Annotated in this window: 18 protein-coding genes; 8 read left to right on the forward strand and 10 right to left on the reverse strand. The window is 69.6% G+C overall.

Annotation, left to right across the window (positions count from 1 at the left end; all coding sequences use genetic code 11):
• Nucleotides 1–34: 34 nt before the first annotated feature.
• Both QNN99_RS04995 and QNN99_RS05000 read right to left on the reverse strand, forming a co-directional pair.
• Complete coding sequence (locus QNN99_RS04995; protein ID WP_229965327.1) at nucleotides 35–865, reverse strand: spermidine synthase; 831 nt, start codon at nucleotides 863–865, stop codon at nucleotides 35–37.
• Nucleotides 865–2109 (reverse strand): aminotransferase class I/II-fold pyridoxal phosphate-dependent enzyme, encoded by a 1245-nt coding sequence (locus QNN99_RS05000; protein WP_229965328.1) that lies wholly within the window; start codon nucleotides 2107–2109, stop codon nucleotides 865–867. Before QNN99_RS05000 ends, QNN99_RS04995 begins: the two co-directional genes overlap by 1 nt.
• 41 nt (nucleotides 2110–2150) lie before the next feature.
• On the opposite strand from QNN99_RS05000, the gene coaD reads away from it, so the two are divergent.
• Together coaD and QNN99_RS05010 are read left to right on the forward strand one after the other, a co-directional pair.
• Nucleotides 2151–2630, forward strand: coding sequence for a pantetheine-phosphate adenylyltransferase (gene coaD / locus QNN99_RS05005; protein ID WP_229965329.1), 480 nt, complete (start codon nucleotides 2151–2153; stop codon nucleotides 2628–2630).
• Between the two features lie 3 nt (nucleotides 2631–2633).
• Nucleotides 2634–3854, forward strand: coding sequence for a polysaccharide pyruvyl transferase family protein (locus tag QNN99_RS05010; RefSeq protein WP_229965330.1), 1221 nt, complete (start codon nucleotides 2634–2636; stop codon nucleotides 3852–3854).
• A gap of 18 nt (nucleotides 3855–3872) precedes the next feature.
• Here the strand turns inward: QNN99_RS05010 and QNN99_RS05015 are convergent, their stop codons facing one another.
• Nucleotides 3873–4508 (reverse strand): YdcF family protein, encoded by a 636-nt coding sequence (locus tag QNN99_RS05015; protein ID WP_229965331.1) that lies wholly within the window; start codon nucleotides 4506–4508, stop codon nucleotides 3873–3875.
• Between the two features lie 216 nt (nucleotides 4509–4724).
• Between QNN99_RS05015 and QNN99_RS05020 the strand changes: the two genes are divergently transcribed.
• From QNN99_RS05020 to mutM, 4 genes are all read left to right on the forward strand, one after another.
• On the forward strand, nucleotides 4725–5291 hold the full coding sequence (locus tag QNN99_RS05020; RefSeq protein ID WP_229965332.1) for a YceD family protein: 567 nt from the start codon (nucleotides 4725–4727) through the stop codon (nucleotides 5289–5291).
• A gap of 2 nt (nucleotides 5292–5293) precedes the next feature.
• On the forward strand, nucleotides 5294–5497 hold the full coding sequence (gene rpmF / locus QNN99_RS05025) for a 50S ribosomal protein L32 (protein WP_055240805.1): 204 nt from the start codon (nucleotides 5294–5296) through the stop codon (nucleotides 5495–5497).
• Nucleotides 5498–5568: 71 nt separating this feature from the next.
• On the forward strand, nucleotides 5569–6273 hold the full coding sequence (gene rnc / locus QNN99_RS05030) for a ribonuclease III (protein WP_229965333.1): 705 nt from the start codon (nucleotides 5569–5571) through the stop codon (nucleotides 6271–6273).
• 4 nt (nucleotides 6274–6277) lie between these two features.
• The gene (mutM, locus tag QNN99_RS05035; protein WP_229965334.1) at nucleotides 6278–7300 is read left to right on the forward strand and encodes a bifunctional DNA-formamidopyrimidine glycosylase/DNA-(apurinic or apyrimidinic site) lyase; all 1023 of its coding nucleotides are present in this window, start codon (nucleotides 6278–6280) and stop codon (nucleotides 7298–7300) included.
• A 281-nt stretch (nucleotides 7301–7581) separates the two neighbouring features.
• Here the strand turns inward: mutM and QNN99_RS05040 are convergent, their stop codons facing one another.
• The 4 genes from QNN99_RS05040 to QNN99_RS05055 all read right to left on the reverse strand — a co-directional run bounded on the left by QNN99_RS05040 (nucleotide 7582) and on the right by QNN99_RS05055 (nucleotide 13194).
• Nucleotides 7582–8400, reverse strand: coding sequence for a serine hydrolase domain-containing protein (locus QNN99_RS05040; RefSeq protein WP_229965335.1), 819 nt, complete (start codon nucleotides 8398–8400; stop codon nucleotides 7582–7584).
• An 86-nt stretch (nucleotides 8401–8486) separates the two neighbouring features.
• A complete protein-coding gene (locus QNN99_RS05045; RefSeq protein ID WP_229965336.1) occupies nucleotides 8487–9527 on the reverse strand; it encodes an NAD-dependent epimerase/dehydratase family protein in 1041 nt (346 codons plus the stop codon).
• On the reverse strand, nucleotides 9524–12175 hold the full coding sequence (locus QNN99_RS05050) for an alpha/beta fold hydrolase (RefSeq protein WP_229965366.1): 2652 nt from the start codon (nucleotides 12173–12175) through the stop codon (nucleotides 9524–9526). The genes QNN99_RS05045 and QNN99_RS05050 overlap by 4 nt, the downstream gene beginning before the upstream one ends.
• A complete protein-coding gene (locus QNN99_RS05055; RefSeq protein WP_229965337.1) occupies nucleotides 12169–13194 on the reverse strand; it encodes a 3-oxoacyl-ACP synthase III in 1026 nt (341 codons plus the stop codon). Before QNN99_RS05055 ends, QNN99_RS05050 begins: the two co-directional genes overlap by 7 nt.
• Nucleotides 13195–13410: 216 nt before the next feature.
• Between QNN99_RS05055 and smc the strand changes: the two genes are divergently transcribed.
• Complete coding sequence (smc, locus tag QNN99_RS05060; RefSeq protein ID WP_229965338.1) at nucleotides 13411–17040, forward strand: chromosome segregation protein SMC; 3630 nt, start codon at nucleotides 13411–13413, stop codon at nucleotides 17038–17040.
• Between the two features lie 37 nt (nucleotides 17041–17077).
• Here the strand turns inward: smc and QNN99_RS05065 are convergent, their stop codons facing one another.
• Together QNN99_RS05065 and QNN99_RS05070 are read right to left on the reverse strand one after the other, a co-directional pair.
• Complete coding sequence (locus tag QNN99_RS05065) at nucleotides 17078–17809, reverse strand: glutamine amidotransferase (protein ID WP_229965339.1); 732 nt, start codon at nucleotides 17807–17809, stop codon at nucleotides 17078–17080.
• On the reverse strand, nucleotides 17806–19107 hold the full coding sequence (locus QNN99_RS05070; RefSeq protein ID WP_229965340.1) for an MFS transporter: 1302 nt from the start codon (nucleotides 19105–19107) through the stop codon (nucleotides 17806–17808). Before QNN99_RS05070 ends, QNN99_RS05065 begins: the two co-directional genes overlap by 4 nt.
• A gap of 119 nt (nucleotides 19108–19226) precedes the next feature.
• On the opposite strand from QNN99_RS05070, the gene ftsY reads away from it, so the two are divergent.
• Nucleotides 19227–20444 carry a signal recognition particle-docking protein FtsY gene (gene ftsY, locus QNN99_RS05075; RefSeq protein WP_229965341.1) on the forward strand — a complete coding sequence of 406 codons (1218 nt, stop codon included), beginning with the start codon at nucleotides 19227–19229 and terminating at the stop codon, nucleotides 20442–20444.
• An 87-nt stretch (nucleotides 20445–20531) separates the two neighbouring features.
• On the opposite strand, the gene QNN99_RS05080 is transcribed toward ftsY, so the two are convergent.
• The gene (locus QNN99_RS05080; protein ID WP_229965342.1) at nucleotides 20532–22238 is read right to left on the reverse strand and encodes a hypothetical protein; all 1707 of its coding nucleotides are present in this window, start codon (nucleotides 22236–22238) and stop codon (nucleotides 20532–20534) included.
• Nucleotides 22239–22327 lie beyond the last annotated feature (89 nt).

Here is a 22327-nt window from a genome sequence, read left to right on the forward strand (position 1 = left end):
CCCGCTGGCGACGGCCCGCGGCGTCGAAGTCCGGCTAGCGGCCCGAAGCGAAGACATCCAGCCGCTCACCGGTCAGGACGTCCGCCGGATGCGGACCAGCCGCCAGCAGCTGGGCCGTCCACTCCTCGGGCCAGGGGAAGGCTGTCGCGGCGAGCACAATGTTGCCCGGATAGCGGCCGGTGAACATGGACTTCGGCCCCAGCGCCGCGAAACCCGCGCCGGGAATTCCGGCCAGCCCTTCCCGCACGGCGCGGACCTGCCCCCGGCAGAACGCCAGCCCGGGGTCGTCGCCCACATTCACCAGCAGCACTCCGGCGGGGGAGAGCAGGGCCGCGGCCTCGGCGTAGAACTCCGGCGTGGTCAGGTGCTCCGGAGCATCGGCGCCGGCGAAGACATCGAGCACAATGGCGTCGAAGGAGCCGGGTTCATAGCGCGAGAGCGCCTCGCGGGCATCACCAATGACCGTCTCCAGCACGGTGCCCTCGGGCAGCGGCAGATGCGCCAGGACAAAGTCCAACAGTTCCCGCTCCAGTTCCACGGCGTGCTGCTCGGAGCCGGGCCGGGTGGCCTGCAGATACCGGGTGAGGGTCAGCGCGCCGGCGCCCAGATGCAGGGCCCGCAGCGGCTGCCCCGCGGGCGCGGCCAGGTCCAGCACGTTGCCGATCCGGCGCAGATACTCGTAGAAGATCTCCTCCGGATGCGCCAGGTTCACGTGCGACTGCTCGGCCCCTCCGATGCTCAGCACCCAGGCACCGGGGCTGAAGCCGTCCCCGGTGATGGTGGCATGGGCGCCGATGCCGCGCAGCAGCCTCGAGGGTGTGCGGCCGCTGTTGTTCGATCGGTTGCTCGTCGTCTTCCCGGCCATCAGAGCACCTGTCCCAGCTTGGAAATGCGTTCGGCCGCTTCCTGCAGCACTTCGGTTTTCTTGCAGAAGGCAAAGCGGAGCAGGGTCCGGGTCCGGCGGGCGCCGTCCTCGTGGCAGAACATCGCCACGGGGATGGCGCCCACCCCCACCAGTTCGGGCAGCCGGCGGGCCAGCGCGGTGGCGTCGGTGATGCCCAGGGGTGCGACGTCGGCGTTCACGAAGTAGGTGCCCTGCGGCTCAAAGACGGTCAGGCCGGCGGCGCGCAGCCCGGCGCTGAGGACGTCGCGCTTGGCCTGCAGGGTTGCGGCGATGCCGGTGAAGAACGCATCCTCCAGCCCCAGCCCGAGGGCAATGGCGCCCTGGAACGGGGTGCCGGAGCTGTAGCTGAGGAAGGACTTCACCGCCCGCACCGCGGCGACCAGCTCGGCGGGCCCGGAGAGCCAGCCGATTTTCCAGCCGGTGAAGGAGAATGTCTTGCCCGCCGAGGAAATCGTCAGGGTGCGCTCCGCGGCTCCGGGGAGGGTGGCCACGGGAACGTGCCGCGGGCCGAAGGTGAGGTGTTCGTAGACCTCGTCGGTCACGATCACCGCGTTGTACTTGGCGGCCAGCTCCACGATCCGCTGCAGCGTTGCGGCCGGGAACACGGCGCCGGTGGGATTGTGCGGGTTGTTGACCAGCACCACCCGGGTGCGCTCGGAAAAGGACTCCTCCAGCGTGGCGAGATCCGGCTGGAAGTCCGGGGCCAGCAGCGCGGCGGTGGTGTGGGTGGCTCCGCTGAGCCCGATCACCGCGCCGTAGGAGTCGTAGAACGGCTCGAAGGTCAGCACCTCGTCGCCGGGACCGGTGAGCGCCAGCAGCGTGGCCGCAATGGCTTCGGTGGCGCCGGTGGTGACGATGATCTGGGTGTCCGGGTCCAGATGCAGCCCGTAGAAGCGCTCCTGATGGGCGGCGACGGCGTTGCGCAGCACCGGCAGTCCCTGTCCCGGCGCGTACTGGTTCTTGCCGTCGAGAATGGCGGCGCGGGCGGCCTCCAGAACCTCGGCCGGGCCGTCCTCGTCGGGGAATCCCTGGCCCAGGTTGATGGCGGAGTGCCGGCCGGACAGGACGGTGATTTCCTCGAAGATGGTCACCCCCAGTGCTCCGTCTGTGCCCAGCAGATTGGCGCCCGCGGCGGTGCGCTGCCAGGGCGGAGTTCCACCGGCGGAGTCGGAACGTAACAGCGGTGTGGGGGAGGGAGAGCTCATGTCTTCCAGTATTACCCGCTTTGACCGGGTAGATTCGACCTATGCGACGCGCTGTATGCCCCGGATCCTATGACCCCATCCACAACGGACACGTAGAGGTGATCGCGCGTGCGGCCAGTCTCTTTGATGAAGTGATCGTGGCGGTGTCCACCAACTACGCCAAGAAGTACCAGTTTTCCGGCCCGGAACGCCTGGCCATGGCCCGGGAAACCCTGGGTGCCCTGCGCGGAGTCTCAGTGCTGCCGATGGGCGACGGACTCTTGGCCGATTTCTGCCGCGAGCACGGCGTGGACGCCATCGTGAAGGGCCTGCGCTCGGTTCAGGACTACCAGTACGAACTGCCGATGGCCGTCATGAACCGTCACCTCACCGGCGTCGAAACCGTGTTCCTGCCGGCCGAAAGCCGCTACACGCACCTGTCCTCCACCCTGATCAAGGAAGTTTCGGCGCTCGGCGGCGACGTCAACGAACTGGTGCCCCGCGCCGCTTACCGGCGGCTGCAGCAGGCCCAAGGGGCCTAACCCGTGCCGAGGGACCTATCCGGGGAAATCGTCGAGACGGGCGGTTACCGCTTTGCCGTTGAACTGGTGCGGGACGGCAGCGGCTCCGGAAGTGCGGTGTCGGTGCGGGCCGCTGATGCCGCTAATGCCGCGGACGGATGCGACCCGGAGTCGGCGCCGGAAGCGGTCCTGCTGCGCAGCGCCCTGATCGGGCACGCGGACCTGATTCGCCTGGACACGACGACGGGCGCACCTGGGGAGACAACTCCCGGACCGGGCACCGAACGGCACCTGCTGCACCGCCTGCCACCCGGCGCGCCGGCGGAGCAGCAACGGGCTGCGGTCGAGGATGTGCGACGACGGCTGCCCGGGCTGCTGGCGCCGGCTGCGGCGGTCGCCGCCGGCGGCAGGGAGGTTCCGGAGAACTGCGTGAACCTGCTCTGGTGGGATGAACGCGCCAACTTCGGCGACGCCGTCGGGCCCTGGCTGGTGCGCAGGCTGACCGGGAGGACCCCGGTCAACGGCTGGAGGCGAAACCTTGCCGACCCTCCGCTGGTGGCCGTCGGCTCGACCGCCGGCTGGCTGGAGCAGGACGGCACCCGGGTGTGGGGCGCGGGCCTGATGGCGCCGCTGGCCCCGGCCGCTGCGGAGCGCCTGGCGGGACTGCGCGGTATCCGGATCCACGCGGTGCGCGGAGAGCTTACCGGCGCAGAGCTGCGCTCGCAGCTGGGCTGGAGCGTGCCGGAAATCTACGGCGACCCTGCTCTGCTGCTGCCGCGCTTCCTGCCGGTCCCGGACGGCCAGCCGTCCCAGGGCAAGGTGGCGGTGCTGCCGCACCTCGATCACCGCGGGCTCCTCGGGGATTCCGACAACCGCGGCGGGCCGGGGGAGGACCGGGTCCACGTCGTGGATGCCCGCCAGGGTCTGGAACAGGTGGTGCGGGAAGTGGCCGGCGCCCGGGCCTGCATTTCCAGCTCGCTGCACGGAATCATCGTGGCCCAGGCCTACGGGGTGCCGTGGGTCTGGGTGCGGATCGAGGATGCCGTGATTGCCGGGGACACGTTCAAGTTCCGGGACTTCTTCACCACCCTGGAGGCAGCGGCGGTGTCGGCCGTCAGCATCACCGCGGCACAGGCGCGCACGCTGGACCCGGTGCAGCTGGCCCGCACCGCAACGCTTCCGCGGCTGCAGATCGCGCTGGACGCGTTGCTGGAGGCGTTTCCGCTGCCGGTGCTTCAGCGCTGAGTCGCCGCTGAGCCGGCGCTAAATCCTGCTCGCGCAGGTGGGCCGCAGCACCGCGGCGGCGAGCCCGCCGGTCTCCTCGGCAAACCTGCCCAGCCACTGCCCGGGGGAAAGTTCGGGATCGGAGGGCACCATGGTGAGGTTCGCCGTCGTGCACTGGCTGATGTTGGTTTCCGAGCGCAGCAGGTGATAGCGGGAGGTGACCACAATCAGGTTGTCCCAGCCGTTGTCGGCGGCCAGCCGCGCAATGGTGCGCGCCTCGCCGCGGGTGGTCATCGGTTCCGGAAAGAAGCAGGTCACCGCCGCACTGGCGGGATCCTCGCTGACGGTGTCGCCGGCGGTGTAGTCGCAGTACAGATCGGTGATCAGGTTGCCGCGGGTATCGGTGCTGGAAAGCACCAGCTCGGGGGCGTACCCCTCGGCCGCCAGCTCCCGGCCCACCGGCAGGCGCTCCGCAGCGGCCCCGGCGAGCACCACTACGGCGTCGGCCTGCGCCGGCTCGTGCACCTGCGGGTAATAAAAGAGGTTGACCGCAGCGAAGAGCCAGATCAGCAGCGCGGAGAAAAAGACGGTGACGGCCACGTCCACGCGGCGCGGCACTCCGCGCTGGAGCCGGACCACCAGGCGGTGCGGCAGGGCGCGGAGAGAGGGAAGCATCCTGACAGTTTATGCGCGCTGAAGGGGCCGTTCGGTAAACCTCCGGCGCTGCGGCCTGTAAACTGGAATGAGCAGCCCGTGCCCTGCCTCGATCTGAGGGAAGGTGCGGCGCAGTTTGAGAGAATCGGCCGTATCAGGCTAAGATGATATGTCGGTCTATGTTCTACAGGAGTTCTCATTAGCGTTCAGTCGCGGATTTATCCGGGTTCGTCGCCCTTGGCCATCAGCGTCAAGGATCTCGGGCGCAGCCCGGGTGTTATGCGGACAATGCAGGAACATGTTCCGGCACCGAAGGACTTCGGTGTTGCGCTTATCGGCGTGCCGGAAGGAACAGATCTCGATCTGGACCTGAGGTTCGAAGCCGTGCACGAGGGGATTTTGGTATCCGGAACCGTCATCGCTCCTGTTCAGGGAGAATGCGGACGGTGCCTGAAGCCCATCGCGTACGACGAAGAAGTCGATGTGCAGGAACTCTTCTACTACGAGGACGCTGAGTCTTTCGGAACAGAAGAGGAAGAAGAGCAACACCGGATCGAGCGAGATGTCATCGATCTTGAGCCGGTTTTGCGGGACGCAGTGGTCACCACCCTGCCGTTCCAGCCGGTGTGCCGGGAGGACTGCGAAGGCCTTTGCTCCGAATGCGGAGCGCGCCTTGAGGAGGATCCGGGTCACCACCACCAAACAGTGGATCCTCGCTGGGCAGCCCTCTCCGGGCTGGCTGGCAGCGTCGCAGACAATTCTGCGGCAACAAGTACAGAGTCAGACGAGAGAGAAGAGAGTTAGTCGTGGCTGTTCCCAAGCGGAAAATGTCCCGCTCGAATACGCGTGCACGCCGGTCCCAGTGGAAGGCAACTGCCCCCAACCTGGTGAAAACCGTTGAAAACGGCCGCGTTACCTACAGCCTGCCTCACCAGGCCAAGGTCGTGACCGACTCAGCTGGTACCGCGCTGTTCCTTGAATACAAGGGCCGCAAGGTAGCGGACGTCTAAATCAGTGTTCCTTTCCTGCACGGCGTGCCGGACAGGAAAATGAATGCTGCTTTTCGGGTCAAAACCAAAAAGTGAAGAATACTGAAGAGCTTCTGAAGCGTCTCGGTGTCGATATCGACGCCGGGACGCTTCGTCTTGCCCTAACGCACCGCTCCTACGCTTACGAGCAGGGCGGCATCCCCACGAACGAACGCCTTGAGTTCCTGGGTGACTCCATCCTGGGCTTTTCCGTCACGGATGCGCTGTACCGGGACAACCCGGAACTGTCCGAGGGCGAACTGGCCAAGCGCCGGTCCGCCGTCGTCAGCACCCGCGCGTTGGCCGGCGTGGCCCGCGAACTGGAACTGGGCCAGTACATTCTGCTCGGCCAGGGTGAGAAACTCACCAAGGGCCGGGACAAGTCCTCGATCCTCGCGGACACCACCGAAGCCCTGATCGGCGCCGTCTACCTCTGCCACGGGATTGAAACCGCCCGGGCCATGGTGATGCGACTGATCGGGCCGCTGCTGCGCAACGCCGACGCCCTGGGCGCCGGCACCGACTGGAAAACCAGCATCCAGGAGATCGCGGCCAGCCGAAAGCTCGGCGACATAGAATACAAGGTCACCGGCTCCGGCCCCGATCATTCCCGCAGCTTCGTTGCCGTGCTTCACATCGGCGACAAGCCCTACGGCACCGGCACCGGACACTCCAAGAAGGAAGCGGAGCAGGAAGCTGCCGCCGCGACCTGGAAGATGGTGCGCCCCACCGGCAGCTCCGCGGCCGCCGGAGCCTAGCTCCGTGCCCGAACTGCCCGAAGTGGAAGTGGTCCGCCGCGGACTGGCCTTATGGGTCCGCGGCCGGACCATCACCGGCGTCGAAATCCTCGATCCCCGCTCCGTGCGGCGCCACGCTGCCGGACCCGAGGACCTGCGCGGCAACCTCGAAGGCGCCGTGGTCACCGACGTGGCGCGCCGCGGCAAGTTCCTCTGGCTGCCGCTGGTGGAGTCTTCCTCCGTTCCGTCCGCTTCCTCCTCCGCTTCGCCGGCGGCCGGTGCGCGCTCCATCTCCTCAGCCGACGACGTCGTTCCCCGGCTCGCGCTGATGGCCCACCTGGGCATGAGCGGGCAGCTGCTGATGGAAGATCCGCACCTGCCCGACGAGAAACACCTCAAGGTCCGCCTCACGCTCAGCCCTGCCGTTTCCGCAGACGGAACGCCGATGCCCGCGGAGCTGCGGTTTGTGGACCAGCGCATTTTCGGCGGCGTTTTCCTCACCGATCTGCGCCCGACGCCCGACGGCGCCCCCGGCGGACTCTCGGAAACCGGGCTGCCGCTGGTCCCGGAGGAAGCCGCGCACATTGCCCGCGATCCGCTGGACCCGGCGTTCTCCTTCGACGAGTTTTATGTCCGGCTGCGCAAACGCCGCACCGGCATCAAGCGTGCTCTGCTGGACCAGGGGCTGATCTCCGGCGTCGGGAACATTTACGCCGACGAGGCGCTCTGGGCTGCCAAGCTGCATTTCGCCCGCCCGGCAGAAACCATGCGCCGGTCCGACGCCCTGCGCCTGGTTGAGTCCGCCCGCGACGTCATGACCCGCGCCCTGGCCGCCGGCGGCACCAGCTTCGACTCCCTGTACGTCAACGTCAACGGCGCCTCGGGATACTTCTCCCGGTCACTGAATGCCTACGGCCGGGAGGGCGAACCGTGTCCGCGCTGCGCCGCCGTCGGGCTCTCCACCCTGATCCGGCGCGATTCCTTCATGAACCGCTCCTCGTACAGCTGTCCGGTGTGCCAGCCGCGGCCGCGCAACGGCCGCTGGTAGGGGATTCGTCTCGGTCTCTTGCTTGCGCCGAGTGCGTGTTGGCGTGCGGGGTTTGGTGCGCGGGGTTGCTGTGCGCTTCGCCGGCTGGCCGCTGGTTGCCCGAGTGTGCAGCTCCGGTGGCTTAGGTGGGCATGGGCTGCACCGAGAGTGCAGCTTTGGCGGCTATTTCCGGCTGGATCCCGCCATATGTGCACTTTCGGCCGGGGTGTCGCCCTGGAACCCGCCATACGTGCGCTATCGGCGTTGTGGCGGGACCGAGTGTGCAGCTCCGGCGGCATAGGTTACGCGCCGCGGAGCTCCGCGAGCACGCCGTCGGTGAACGGCGGCCAGACCTCGGCAGCCCAGGGCCCAAAGTCGCGGTCGGTCAGGGCCACTGCCGCAGCGCCGGCGTCGGGATCGACCCACAGGAACGTTCCGGACTGGCCGAAGTGCCCGAAGGTGCGCGGCGAGCTGTTGGCTCCGGTCCAGTGCGGAGACTTGGAGTTGCGGATTTCGAAGCCCAGCCCCCAGTCGTTCTCCTTCTGCCGGCCGAAGCCGGGAAGCACGCCGGCCAGGCCGGGGAACACCACCGTCGTTGCTTCGGCCAGCCGGCCCGGTGCGGTGAGCACCGGCTGCTGCAGCTCCGCGGCGAAACGGCCGAGGTCAGCCACCGTCGACACCGCGCCGGCGGCCGGCGAACCCTCCAATGCGGTGGAGTTCATCCCCAGGGGAGCGAGGACGCCGTCGTGCAGGTAGTCAGCCATGGAAATGCCGGTGGCCTCCTCCAAGGTTTCGCCGAGCACCTCGAATCCGGCGTTGGAGTACAGCCGCCGGGTGCCCGGGGCGTAGCGGACGGTGCGTTCGGCAAAGTCGTAGCCGGCGCTGTGCGCCAGCAGGTGCCGCACCGTCGATCCCTCGGGCCCGGCCGGCTGATCCAGTTCCAGCGCCCCCTCATCCAGCGCAACCAGCATGCTGTACGCCGTCAGGAGCTTGGTCACCGAAGCCAGCGGATAGCGCCGCTCAACGTCGCCGTGCGTTCCGGCCACACTGCCGTCCGCCAGCACGACGGCGGCGGAGGCATGCTCCACCGGCCAGTTCTCGATAACCTTGACGCTGTCCATGGGAGTTCCTCTGCTGTGAATCGGCGGTAACGAAATCGACGGTGACTAACTCGGCGGTAACAAAACCGACGGTGACGACGCGGCTGCTAGGCCGCGGTTCCGCCGTAGTGGGCGGCGAGCCGGCGCATGCCGTCCTCCACCGTAACCTCCGGCGTCCAGTCCAGCACTTCGCGGGTGCGGCGCTGGTCGAACCAGTGGGAGGTGGACAGCTGCTCGGCCAGGAACCGGGTCATGGGCGGTTCGTCGTGCACCAGGCCGCGGCTTCCGGCGGACAGCCAGGCCCGCTCGATCACCGAGCCGGCGCCGCGGGCCAACCAACCGGGCACACCCCAGGCCGGAGCGGAGACGCCGGCGGCGGTGCAGATGCCGGCGATCAGCTCACCGACCGGACGCGGCTGGCCGTTGGTGACCACCAAGGCCTGCCCGTGGGCGTAATCCATCCGCTCCAGCCCGCGGACAATGGCCGCCGCGGCATTGACGATGTAGGTGGTGTCGATCAGGGCGGTGCCGCCGTCGAGCAGCGGCAGCCGGCCGGCCCGGGCGCGGTCGATCACCCGCTCCACGAGCTGGGTGTCGCCGGGGCCCCAGACAATGTGCGGACGGATCGCACCGACCCGGAACCCGGGGGAGTCCTCCGCCAGGGCGAGCAGCTCGGCGGCTGCCTTGGACCGGGCGTAGAAACCGCGGGCCCGGTCCGGATCCGCGGTGCCGGCATCGGCTCCGGCGATCGGCTCGCCGAAGTGCGCCACCGAGGGCGAGGAGACAAAGACGAAGTCCCGGACGCCGGCTGCCCGAGCCGCATTGATCAGGGTGCGGGTGCCGGTGATGTTGGTGTCCACGAAGTCCTGCCACGCGCCGGTGAAGGACACTTTCGCGGCCAGGTGCACGACGGCGTCCATCCCATCGACGGCGCGGGCTGCGGCGTCGGGGTCGGAGACGGAGCCGGCGATCGACTCGGGCGCCGAACCCGCTGAGGAGGGACCGGACGGGGACAGCGGAGTGCGCTGCAGCGTGCGGACGGTGTGGCCCTTTTCGGCCAGCAGCCGCGCGACGGCGCCGCCGAGCAGCCCGCTGGCGCCGGTTACCAGGACGCGCCGCGCAGCTTCCGACGACCCCGCGGGCTTCACTTGCGTCCGCCCATCCCGGGCACGCGCGCCTTGCCGCCGGCCAGGATCTGCTCGGCCCACGCCGCCAGCGCGGTGCGGTCAATCTTTGAGTTGTGCCGGATGTCAGTGGGCATCGCCGGCAGAACCAGCACGGCGGCCAGATCCAGCCCGGCACCCGCCGCGGCATCCGCGGACACCGCGGCCCGCACGGCGGCGGTCAGCTCCGGGGCTGCGGTGCCGGCGCGTCGCACCGGTTCCTCCAGCTCCAGCACGGCCACCGGAACCTGGCTTCCGGCCGGACCGACGCCGACGACGGCGGCGCGCCCGACGCCGGCCACGGACTCCGCGGCCTGTTCGGCGGCCACCGGGGTGACTACGCCGTCGGGCGTGGTGAGGATGTGCCCGAGCCGGCCTTCGACCCAGAGCCGGCCCTGCTCGTCGAGGTGTCCGACATCGCCGGTGCGGTGCCAGCCGGGCAGCGACGCGCTCTTGGACTCGGTGATCCACAGCCGGTCGTAGCGGTCCTTGACGTGCGGGGCGGAGACCAGGATTTCACCGGTGATGCCCGGGGCGTCCAGCGGGGTGTCGCCCACGCTGCCGTCCGGTGCCAGTGCGGCGATGGCCACCAGGGCGCCGGAGACCGGGGTGCCGACGCAGACGCCGTTGCCGGCACCCGCGGCCCGAATGCCGTCCAGGCTGATGTCGGTGATCGGCAGGGCCTCGGTCATGCCGTAGGGGGTGTGCAGTTCCGCATTGGGTGCCAGGGCGGAGACCCGGGCCAGCAGCGGCTCCGGAATCGGCGCGCCGGCCGAGAGCAGCAGCTCCACCCGGGCCAGGGCCTTGCGCTGGTCCGGATCCAGCTCCCCGGAAGTCGCCAGCACGTTGACCAGGGCGGCCGGAGACGCGAACACGGTGGTCGCGCCGACGGCGGCAGCGGCGTCCGCCAGTGCCGAGGCGGTCAGCGTGCGGGGTGAGGTGACGTCCATGTCGGGGGTGACGGAGGTGGCGCCCAGTGCCGGGCCGAGCAGCGCGAACGGTGCAAACCCGGCCACCAGCGACGTGCCGGCCTGCAGGTTGTAGGTGTTCTTGAGCGCATCGCGCATGGCGGTGAGCTGCCGGTGCGTGTAGACAACGCCCTTGGCCGGTCCGGTGGAGCCGGAGGTGAAGAGCACCGCGGCGTCGGCGTCGGGATCCTCCCGCCGCCACGGCACGTCGGCGTTCTCGCCGGCGGCGATGAGCTCGGGGACAGAGTGCGTCACTCCCAGCAGGCGGGCCTTGGCGGGGGAGAGCGTCTGCACGCTGATCCGGGTGCCCGGCCAGCCGAAGATGCGGGCGCCCGTCAGGGCACGTTCGATGCCGATGATGAACTTCGGTCCGGCGCCCTTGATGGCGCGGCCCAGGCCCTTGGTGCCCAGCCCGGCGTCGGCGACGACGATCACGGCGCCCAGCCGCAGGCAGGCGTAGATCAGCGAGGTGAGTTCAATGCCCGGCGGCACCAGCAGGTTGACGCGGTCTCCGGGGCGGACGCCGGCGGCGGAGAGCCCGGCGGCCAGCCGGTTGACGCGGCTGGCCAGCTCGGTCCAGGACAGGGTGGCCGGGGCGCTGCCCTCCGGTGCGCCCAGCGGCGCCATGTCGACGACGGCGGCCGAGTTGTCGCCGTCGCGCTCGTCCAGTTCAGCCAGCATGGGCCGGAAGACCGACAGGCCGGCCGCAGCGCGGCTGCGCAGCTCGGAGTTCCCGGTGCCCGGACCCCGGCGGAGCCAGTCGAAGATCGGCGCGGTGATGTCCACGTCTTCGGGCAGCAGGTGGCTGGCGCCTTCGAAGCGGTGCACGTCGGCCTGCGGCAGGCGGTCCATCAGATCCCGCAGATAGCGGTCGGAGAACACCGGGTCCTTCGGCCCCCACAGCATCAGCGCCGGCACGTCCAGGCGTCGGATGCCCTCGGCCACCCGGTTCAGGGTGCGCCAGCTCGGATGGCTGGACTCGGCCGGAATGTCGGCCACGAAGTTCGCGACGCCCTGCCGCCGGTCGGCGCCGCGGTACGGAGCCGCGAAAGTGCTCCGGACGTCCTTCGCCAGCGCGGGCTGGGCCAGGGCATGGGTGACGCGGATAAAGGCATCGGTGGTCTGCGTGCCCCAGCCGTGAACGGCCGGATGCAGGGCCAGGCGCAGCGCCGGGGGAATGTCGAACCCGGCGGGGTGCACGGCGGTGTTGGTGAGGACGACGCCGGAGAGCTGGCTGCGGTGCCGCAGCGCCCAGCCCAGCGAAATGAGGCCGCCCCAGTCATGGCCCACAGTGACAACCTTGCCGGTCAGTTCCAGCGCGGCGGTGAGGTCGCCGAGGTCGGTGATGCGGTCCTCGAGCCGGCGGAACGCGCCGGTGCGGGCGGAGAAGCCCATGTCCAGCTGGTCGACGGCGACGACGCGCCACGGCCGGTCCGCGGCGGAGCCGGCGGCGAGCAGGGTGCGCCAGAGATAGGACCAGGTGGGGTTGCCGTGCACGCAGAGCAGGGTGCCGGCCGGCTCGACGCCGCGGGCCGCGAGGTCCGGGCCGTTGTCGAGCAGATGCCACTTGTGGATGGTTCCGGGACGGTCAACCGCCGCCGTCGAAGGAACCTGGACGAGGGAAGACCAGGACTCCGGGACGCCGGGCCACAGCTCGGTCACCAGGCAATCTCCATCATCATGGTGTTCAGTCCCGACCCCACGCCCATGCACAGGACGCGGTCTCCGGGGTTCAGGGTGCGCGATTCCTGGGCCAGCGTCATCGGCAGCGATGCCGGGCCCACGTTGCCCCAGCGCGGGAACGTGATCGGCACCCGGTCGCGGACCAGGTCCACGGCCTTGATGATGGCGTTGGTGTAGGAGTTGGACACTTGGTGGGTGACGTAGCGGTCCATGGAGCGCCAGTTCCAGCCCTTCTCATGCGCCTCGTCCCAGGCGTTGACGACCAGTTCCAAGCCGCCGTCGAGCAGGCCCTTGGTGTCGGTGTACATGCCGTCGACGCCGCCCACGCACAGTTCATGGTGCTCGGTGCCGGCACGGGACACGCCGCCGATGATGCGGTGCGAGCCCGGATTTTCGTCGGCGCGGCCGATGACGGCTGCGGCGGCACCTGAGCCCAGGGTCAGGGTGGCGAACTCGCGCAGGTAATCCTCACGCGTGGAATCGGGGCTGTTCAGGCGGCGGAAGGTGGCTTCCTGCGTGCTCTGGGCGTCTTCGCCGGCAACAATCAGGGCGTACTTGATCTGGCCCGATTCGATCATGTTCGCGGCCAGGGTCATGCCGTTGACGAAACCGAGGCAGGCGTTGGCCAGGTCGAAGTTCAGGGCCGAGGACGGCAGGCCCAGGGCGTTGTGGATTTTCACCGCCACCGAGGGCTCAAGGTTCCGCCGGGTGACCGAGGTGTTGATCAGCAGCCCGATTTCCGAGGGCTCGACCCCCGCTTCGGCGATGGCCTTTGCGCCCGCCTCGATCGCGGCGTCGTCGAACTCGGTGCCCGGGGACCACCAGCGCCTCTCGCTCACTCCGGCCACCCGTTCCAGGAGTCGCTTGGAGAGTCGAAGCCGTTTCAGCGACGGCGCGAGCCGTTCGTCGAACTGGGCTGACGTCATAACTACCGGTGCTTCAACGCTGGTGACGCTGAGAAGGGCCGTGTTTTCGTGCTGGAAGTTGAAGTTCCCGGTCAAAATGCCTGCCTTGTCTCCTGCTGAAGTGATCGCGCTGGCGGGCTGGGGGGAGCCTGCATCCACGTCTTTGATTCACTTGTTCCTTAGAGAATCCTACGGTCCCCGTGGGACGCAAGGGACTCGGAAGCCGGGATTACGCTCTGCGAGTACTGCAGTTAAGTCTCAGGCACCAAGTAGATTTAAGGAATCACCCGACTGCAGGAAAGATTGGCCCCCGTGCATTTGAAGACGCTGACCATGCGTGGATTTAAATCCTTCGCATCAGCAACCACGTTTGAGTTTGAACCCGGTGTCACCGCGGTGGTGGGTCCGAACGGCTCCGGAAAATCGAATGTGGTGGACGCCCTGGCCTGGGTGATGGGGGAGCAGGGCGCCAAGACGCTGCGCGGCGGGAAGATGGAAGACGTCATTTTCGCCGGCACCAGCGGGCGTCCGGCGCTGGGCCGCGCCCAGGTGTCCCTGACCATCGACAACGCCGACGGCGCCCTGCCGATCGAATACTCCGAAGTGACCATTTCGCGAACCCTGTTTCGGTCCGGCGGCTCCGAATACGCCATCAACGGCGCCCCCGTCAGGCTCCTCGATATTCAGGAATTGCTCTCCGATTCGGGGCTCGGGCGTGAGATGCATGTCATAGTCGGCCAGGGCCAGCTGGACCGGATCCTGCACGCCGGCGCCGATGAGCGCCGCGGCTTCATCGAAGAGGCCGCGGGGATCCTCAAGCACCGGCGCCGGCGGGAGAAAACCGTGCGCAAGCTGGACGCCATGCAGGCCAACCTGTCCCGGCTGACCGACCTCACCTCCGAACTGCGCCGCCAGCTCGGGCCGCTGGGCAAGCAGGCCGCCGTCGCGCGCCGTGCCCGCACCGTGCAGCAGGACGCCCGCGACGCCCGGGCCCGGCTGCTCGCCGATGACCTGGTGACCCTGACCGGCACCCTGGCCCGCGACGCCGCCGAGGAGACGGCCCTGCTGGCCCGCCGGGACGCCGCAGCCGCGGTGCTGGCCACGGCCCGCGCCCGCCAGGCCGAGCTGGAGGGCCTCGCGGCCTCCGCCACACCCCGGGTCAACGCCGCCCGGGACTCCTGGTATGCGCTGTCCTCGCTGCGGGAACGCTACCTGTCGCTGGCGGCCCTGGCCGAGGAACGACGGCGCCTGCTGGGCAGCTCCGAACACCGCGAGGCTACCGGCTCCGACCCGGAACGGCTGCGGGCGCAGGCGGAGCGGGTCCGGACCGAGGCCGCGCTCCTGCAGGAAACCATCGAAGAGCGCCGCGGCGCCCTGGCGGAGGCCGAGGAGGTCCGGGCCGCCGCCGAGGCCGCCGCCGCCGCCGAAGAGCAGCGGCTGGCCGCGGTGCTGCGGGCCGCCGCGGACCGGCGCGAGGGCCTGGCCCGGATCTCCGGCGCTGTGGGCGCTGCCCGGTCCCGGGTGGATGCGGCCGAGGCGGAACTGGGCCGGCTGCGCGCCTCCATCACCGAAGGCGAGGAGCGGCGCCGGAAGGCCCAGCAGGAGTTCACGGCTCTGGAGAGTTCAGCCGCGGGCGCTGAGGAGGGCGAGGAGGGGCTGGACGCGGAATACGAAGACGCGCTGGCCGAGCTCGACGTCGCCGCGGCCGCGCTCGAGGAGCTGCGCCGGACGAAGCAGGAAGCCGAGCGCGAACGCGAAACCCTCACCGCGCGCCGGGATGCGCTGCGGGTCGGGTTGGACCGCCGGGACGGCTCCGCGCTGCTGCTCGAATCCGGGCTCGACGGCGTCCTGGCGCCGCTGGCGGCCCTGCTCACCGTCCGGTCCGGCTGCGAACGTGCCGTCACGGCGGCGCTGGGCGCGGCGGCTGCCGCCGTCGCGGTGGCCGACGCCGGTGCCGCGGTGCGCGCCCTGACCCATCTGCGCGAGGCCGGCGGCGGGCAGGTGGACCTGGTCCTGGCAGCCGGCGTTGCCGGCGTTGGCGGCCCGACGACGACGACGGCCGCCGGGGCCCGTCCGGCCCTGGCCGACGGCGCGCTCTGGGCCGCTGACGTGGTGGAAGCGCCGGACACGCTGCGGCACACCCTCGCTGAGCTGCTGGACGGCGTGGTCATCGTGGACTCCCTGGCGTCCGCCGCAGAGCTGCTCTCCGCGCACCCGGGGCTCAAAGCCGTCACCTTCGAGGGCGAGGTCCTTTCCGCCTTCGAAGGCCGCGGCGGATCGGCCTCCGCGCCGGGGCTGCTGGAGCTGCAGGCCGCGGTGGACGAGACCGACGAGCGGATCCGCGCCGCTGCCGCCCGGTCCGAACAGGCGGGCTTCGCTCTTGCCGGAACCGTGTCCCGCCGCGACGCGGCCCAGGCGCGGACCGATGCTGCGCTGGCGGACCTGCACGACTCGGACGCCCGGCTGGCTGCGGTGGCCGAACGGCTGGGCACGCTCGGCTCGGCGTTGCGCTCCGCCGTCGGCGAATCCGAACGCCTGCAGCGGCTGGTGCACGCGGCCGAGGGCAATCTTGCCGCTGAGCAGGAAGCGCTGGCCGCCGCCGCCGCCCGGTTGGCCGCTGCCACCGAGGCCCCGGTGGAGGACGAACCGTCAACGGAACAGCGCGAGGCGCTGGCGCTCGCTGCCGCCTCCGCCCGCCGGGCGGAAACTGACGCCCGGCTCGCCCTGCGCACCGCCGAGGAACAGCACAAGGCGGTGGCCGGCCGGGCCGCCGGACTGGAACGGGCGGCGGAAAGCGAACGGCGGGCCCGCGCCGCCGCTGAGGTGCGCGCCCGACGTCGTGCCCTGCAGGCCGCGAAGGCCACGGCTGTTGCCTCCGCCGCCCGCGAGGCGCTGCGGTTCCTGGAGGTGTCGCTCGAGGCGGCTGCTGCCGAGCGCGACCATGCCGAGGCGGTGCGCACCGCCTGGGATGCGGAGCTGGCCGCTGTCCGCACCACCGCGGCCGATGCCGGCGCCGAGGTGGCCCGGCTCACCGATTCGGTGCACCGCGATGAACTGATGCGGGCCCAGCAGCAGCTGCGCGTCGAGGCGCTGGAGACCCGGGCCGTTGAGGAACTGGGACTGACCCCGGATCATCTGGTGGCGGAGTTCGGCCCCGACCAGCCGGTCCCGGTGCCCGTTCCGGCCGAGGGGGCAGCCGTCGGCGACAAATGGGACGCGCTGCATGTTCCGGTGGACGACGCCGGGAATCCGCTCCTGGCCGGAGTGCCCTACCACCGCGCGGCGCAGGAAAAGCGGCTGAAGCAGGCGGAGCGGGACCTGGCCGCGCTGGGCCGGGTCAACCCGCTGGCCCTGGAGGAGTTCGCGGCGCTGGAGGAACGGCACACCTTCCTCAGCACCCAGCTGGAGGATCTGAAGGCGACCCGCCGCGATCTGCTGGACATCATCAAGGATGTGGACCGGCAGGTGGAGCAGGTCTTCAGCGCGGCGTACCGGGACACTGCCGTGCAGTTCGAACGCGTCTTCGCCACGCTGTTCCCGGGCGGAGAGGGCCGGCTGGTGCTCACCGATCCGGACAACATGCTCACCACCGGCATCGAGATCCAGGCCCGGCCTGCGGGCAAGAAAATCAAGCGCCTGTCGCTGCTCTCCGGCGGGGAAAGGTCGCTGACGGCGGTGGCCCTGCTGGTGGCCATCTTCAAGGCCCGGCCCTCGCCGTTCTACGTGATGGACGAGGTGGAAGCAGCCCTGGACGACACCAACCTCGGGCGGCTGATCACCATTTTCGAGGAGCTGAAGGAATCCAGCCAGCTGATCGTGATCACGCACCAGAAGCGGACCATGGAGGTGGCCGACGCGCTGTACGGGGTCACGATGCAGGGCGACGGCGTCTCCACCGTGATCAGCCAGCGGCTGGACAAGGCCTCCGGGCCTGCCGCTTAGGACGGGACTTGCCGCTCAGCGCCGGTTCAGCGCCGGCTCAGCGGGCGTAGCGGAGCACGAAGTTGCGCAGGATCAGCGGCGGAACGCTGACCTGAACCCCGCGCACCGAGGCCCTGACGTTGTCCGCTTCCTCGGGAGGGAAGTACCCGGCGTCCTTGTAGACGGTGATGCGGGTCAGCAGCCCGGGAACATCCAGCTCGGGATGGAACTGCGTGGCGTAGAGGTTCTCCCGGATCCGGAACATCTGGACCGGGCAGGACGATGAGCCGGCCAGGTTCACCGCCTTAGGGGGCAGCGCCGAAACGGCCTCGCGGTGGCCGACAAACGCCGTGAAGGAATCCGGAACTCCCTCGAGCAGCGGATCCAGGCGCCCTTCAGCGGTGAGCTTGATGTCCACGGCACTGACCGGTTCGCCGAACTGGCGGTCCACCGTTGCGCCCTGGTGCCGGCCCAGCGTCCCCACTCCGTAGCAGGCGCCCAGGAACGGAAAATCCCGCTCCACGATGTCGTCGAGCAGTGCGCCCAGCTCGCTCTCCACACGCAGCTGCAGTGCCGACTTGGTGCTCTCCGGATCGCTGGCGTTGAACGGGCTGCCGCTGACAAAAATCCCGCTGTACTCCTCCAGATCGATCCGGGGCAGGGGACCGGCCTCGAGCCGGACGCGGTGCAGCTGCTCCGGCGCCAGGTTCCCGAAGCGCAGGAAGGCTTCGTACTCTTCGTCGGCGGCGTCGTCTTCGGCCCGGGAGGCCAGCAGCAGGAAAGGCTTCATTCCTCGATCGTAGTGCGGGTGGGAGCCGCAGGCGCACCGGGCGCAGGTTGTGCAGCGGCCGGTGCATCCGGGGACGTTTCCGGCGGGACCGTGGCCGCGGGTGCGCTGGCCGGCCGTTCGAGCGTTTCGCGCGCACCGATCCAGGCGAAGCACGCCATGATGACGATGGCTCCGGTGACGCCGAACGCCCAGTTGTAGCCCAGGTGGTCGGCCAGCAGTCCGGCCAGGATGGGCCCGACAATCGCACCGCTGTCGCTGGCCATCTGGAACGTCGCCAGGACCTTTCCGCCGCTGCGGTCGTTGCCCACGACGTCGGCGACGGCGGCCTGCTGGGCCGGGTTCAGGAGCCCGGTGCCCATGCCCGCGATGGCGGAAACCACCAGGAACATCGGGATGTTGGTGCTGAACCCGATCGCCGCGGTCGCCAGCGCGTTGACGGCCAGCCCGGTGAGCACCAGCGGCCGCCGCCCCCAGCTGTCCGCCAGCCGCCCGGAGAAGGTCAGCACCACGGCGGTGCCGGCGGCGAACGCGGTCAGCGAGATCCCGGCGATTTCGGGTCCGGCGGTGAGGGCGGCCGCGGCGAACAGGGGCAGCAGCGAGTTGCGCACGCCGAAGGAGGACCAGCCGTTGGCGAAGCTCGAGGCCAGCGCGGCCCGGTAGGCGGAGTCCCCCAGCGCTTCGCGGACGGTCAGGACCGGACGGGGGACGGGCTTCGTTCCGCCGTTCTCCAGCCGCGCGTCCTTGAGGTGGATGGCGACGACGGCGGCCGCCACCACCAGCGCGCCCGCATAAACGAGGAACGGCACGCGCAGGCCGAACCCGGCCAGCAGCCCGCCGGCCAGTGGTCCGGCGATGTTGCCCAGCAGGAAGGATGAAGCATAGGCGCTGGACACCCGGCCGCGGACGGCGGGCTTGGCCAGGCGGATGATCAGGGCCATGGCCGAAATGGTGAACATGGTGGATCCGATGCCGCCGAGGCCGCGGAAGATCAGCAGCTGCCAGTAACTGCCGGCAAACGCGCACGCGGCAGTGGAGACGGCAACGATCAGCAGTCCGGCGATGTAGACGGGGCGCTCGCCGAACTTCTCCAGCAGCGCACCGCCCGCCGGCGCGAAGACCAGCCGGGTGAAGGCGAAGGCGCTGACGATGACTGAGGAAGCGGCAACGCCAACGTTGAAGCTTTGGGCGAACTGCGGCAGCACCGGCGCCACGAGGCCGAAGCCCAGGGCGATCACGAAAGCGGCGGCAATGAGGACTTTGATTTCCCGCGGTATCGCGAGACGGGGAGCACGGACCATGATGCCTAGATTGTCTCAGATCGACGCAGTTTCCGGGGAGCCGGACCCCGCCTGTCCGCGGCCGGCAGCACGGCCGGCATGGGTGCCCCGGAACACACCGGTGTGACATGCTGGAGAGCGTGAATGAGACTCTTTCGATTGTGATCTATGTGGTCATAGCCCTTGCCGTCGTCGGTTCCGTGGCAGCCTTGCTGGTGCGGACCCGCCGAACTCCCAAGGGCATGTATCCCACCACCCGTGACGCCAATGACCCGGTGACCGGAGCGGGCTCGCATGCCGCCGGCACCGCAACCCTGGACACGCCGCCGGGGCAGGCCGCGCCGCCCGCTGACACCGACGTCGTCGTCCCCGATGACCTGCGTGACCTGGAGGAAGCGGCCCCCGCTCCCGAGGTTCCCGCGCTGGAAACCCCGGAACCGGTGCAGGGCAGGCTGGCCCGCCTGCGCGCGCGGCTCGCCAAGTCCAACAACGCGCTGGGCAAGGCGCTGCTGGCGCTGCTGTCCAGCGACAAGATTGATGAAGACGTCTGGGACGAGATCGAGGAGACGCTGTTGCTGGCGGACCTCGGCACCGAACCGACCATGGAGCTGGTGGACGCCCTGCGCGAGCGGGTGAAGATCTCCGGCAGCCGCGATCCGCAGGAAGTGCACCAGATGCTCCGCGAGGAGCTCATCAAACTGGTGGATCCGACCATGGACCGGTCCCTGGCCGTCACCCGGCACGCCGACAAGCCCGCCGTCGTCATGGTGGTCGGCGTCAACGGCGTCGGCAAGACGACGACGGTCGGCAAGCTGGCCCGCGTCCTGGTGGCCGAGGACAAGGACGTGCTCCTGGGCGCGGCTGACACCTTCCGCGCCGCCGCGGCCGAGCAGCTGGCCACCTGGGGACAGCGCGTGGGCGTGCCCACGGTGAAGTCCGACGTCGACGGCGCCGACCCCGCCTCCGTGGCCTTTGAGGCCGTGAAGGCAGGCATCGACGGCGAGGTGGACGTGGTCCTGATCGACACCGCCGGGCGCCTGCAGAACAAGGTCGGCCTGATGGACGAACTCGGCAAGGTCAAGCGCGTCATTGAAAAGCAGGCCGAGGTTGACGAGGTCCTGCTGGTCCTGGACGCCACCACCGGCCAGAACGGCCTGACCCAGGCGAAGGTCTTCGCCGAGGTCGTGAACATCACCGGCATCGTGCTGACCAAGCTGGACGGCACCGCCAAGGGCGGCATCGTCGTCGCAATCCAGCGCACCCTGGGTGTGCCGGTGAAGCTGATCGGCCTGGGCGAGGGCGCCGATGACCTGGCGGTGTTCGACGCCGAGGGCTTCGTGGACGCACTGCTGAGCTAGCAGCCGAAGCACCGCAAAGGGCTCCGCACTTCCGAGGGGAAGTGAGGAGCCCTTTGTTGTGTCGCGCGGTGTTGTGGGTCGTGCGGGCTAGAACGTGAAGTTCAGGACCGTGACGGTTCCGGCGGTCAGCGGGAACGTCTGGGTGCTGGAGCCGTATTCGAAGCCGGGCACCGTCAGACGCTCGGCGGCCGGGGTGCCTTCGGCGGCGGCGCCGTCGATCAGCGTGCCGTCCTCTGCGGCGTAGGAGGGGCCGGTCATCTGCGTCATCGTCCCGGTCAGCGCCTTGCCGGGCAGCTCGAGGCTAACCGTGGTCTGGGCGTCGGTCTCGGGGTTGTTGTTGTTGACCACCACAACGCTGATGCTGCCGTCCGCATGGCGCACCGCGTACGGATAGGCCATGCCGGTTCCGGAGGTGTCCAGCTTCAGGAACTCGCCGGGCTCCATTTCGCCAACCATGGACAGGCCGTAGTAGTTGGCCCGCTCGTCCACGACGCCGTTGGGCTGGAGGTAGGCCCCGCCGGCGCAGATGGCGGACATGGGCGGGCCGCCGGTGCAGGTGAGCAGCGAGCTGTGGAAGCTGACCCGGGAGATGCCCAGCTGTGCCGCGCTCAGCGCGTAGTCGGCGCTCCACAGCGCGGACGCATGCGTCTTGGTGGTTTCGTTGGAGCCGGGGCAGGCGGAGACGCCGGTTTCCGGGATCCAGGTCTCGATGCCGGCCGTAAGGGCCGGTTCCAGCGCCGCGCCGCGGAAGTTGTTGGCGTGGTCATGGATGTGCCGGGTGACGAGGGCGCTCATAACGGGTTCGCCGGCCGGATCGGCGCCTTCACAGGAGGAGAGCGGGTAGTGGTGGAAGGACAGGATTTTGCGCTGCGGCAGCTGCACCTCGGCGAAGGGACCCCACCAGGATTCCTCATAGGTGCCCGGGCCCACGATCGGTACCTGGGGGGCGACGGCGTGCATCGCCGTGGCGTAGGCCTGCAGCTCCGTCAGGTAGTCCTGGATGCCGTAGCCGCCGGGCCGCAGCCCGGTCTTGGCGAAGCCGTTGGGCTCGTTGCCCACGGTGATGCCGACCAGGCGCTCGCCGAAGGCCGCAGCGGCGAACTTGGTCATGTCAGCGGCCCGGGCGGGGTCGTAGTTGCCGAGATCAACCGTCAGTGCGATTTGGCCGTCCACGGCTTCCAGGAGCGTGTTGACCCGCTCCAGGTCCGCCGGAGTCACGGCGCGCACCGGATGTGCCTTGTCGCCGGAGAGGTTTCCCGGAATGGCTTCGCCGGTGGAGGTCCAGAAGAACCGGCGGTCCACGGCATTACCGCCGAAGCGCAGCAGCGGCTTGCCCAGTCCGGAGATTGACTGCACCATTTCCGGGTTGTCGCCGCTCAGCGACGGGTCGGCCAGGTCCGTGGCTTCCAGGGAGAGACCGATCAGCCCGGCGGGCAGGGACGTGCCGGTGGTTTCCGGAACGACGGTGACAGCCAGCGGCTCTACCTGGTTCAGCGGTGAACCGGCCGGAGGGCCTGCCTGCTCGTAGTAGTTGAACACGGGAGCCGGCGCCAGTGTGGGCTCCGGCTTCGGCGTCATCGTGAAGGGGGTACCGGTGGGGGAGGGAGCGGCCGCGGGCGCAGCCTCATCGTCCAGGACCATGGGGGCGACGACGGCGCCGGCCGCCAGCACCACCGCCAGTGCCGCTCCGGAGATAATCCACGGCTTCTTCCTGTTTCTGCCTGGTCGGTGATTGTTGCCGTCCCCGGCGGCCAGGGAATCCGGACCGTCGGAGAAGGGAGACTGCTCGGGCATAAAAAATGAACCTCCGGTAGTGAGACTTAGGGACCATCCTAGCGGCGGGCACGGGTGACCCCTGCAGGGCCGTCAGGCCTGCCGACCCC

The organism is Arthrobacter sp. zg.Y820, from assembly GCF_030125555.1.
Taxonomy (GTDB): domain Bacteria; phylum Actinomycetota; class Actinomycetes; order Actinomycetales; family Micrococcaceae; genus Arthrobacter_B.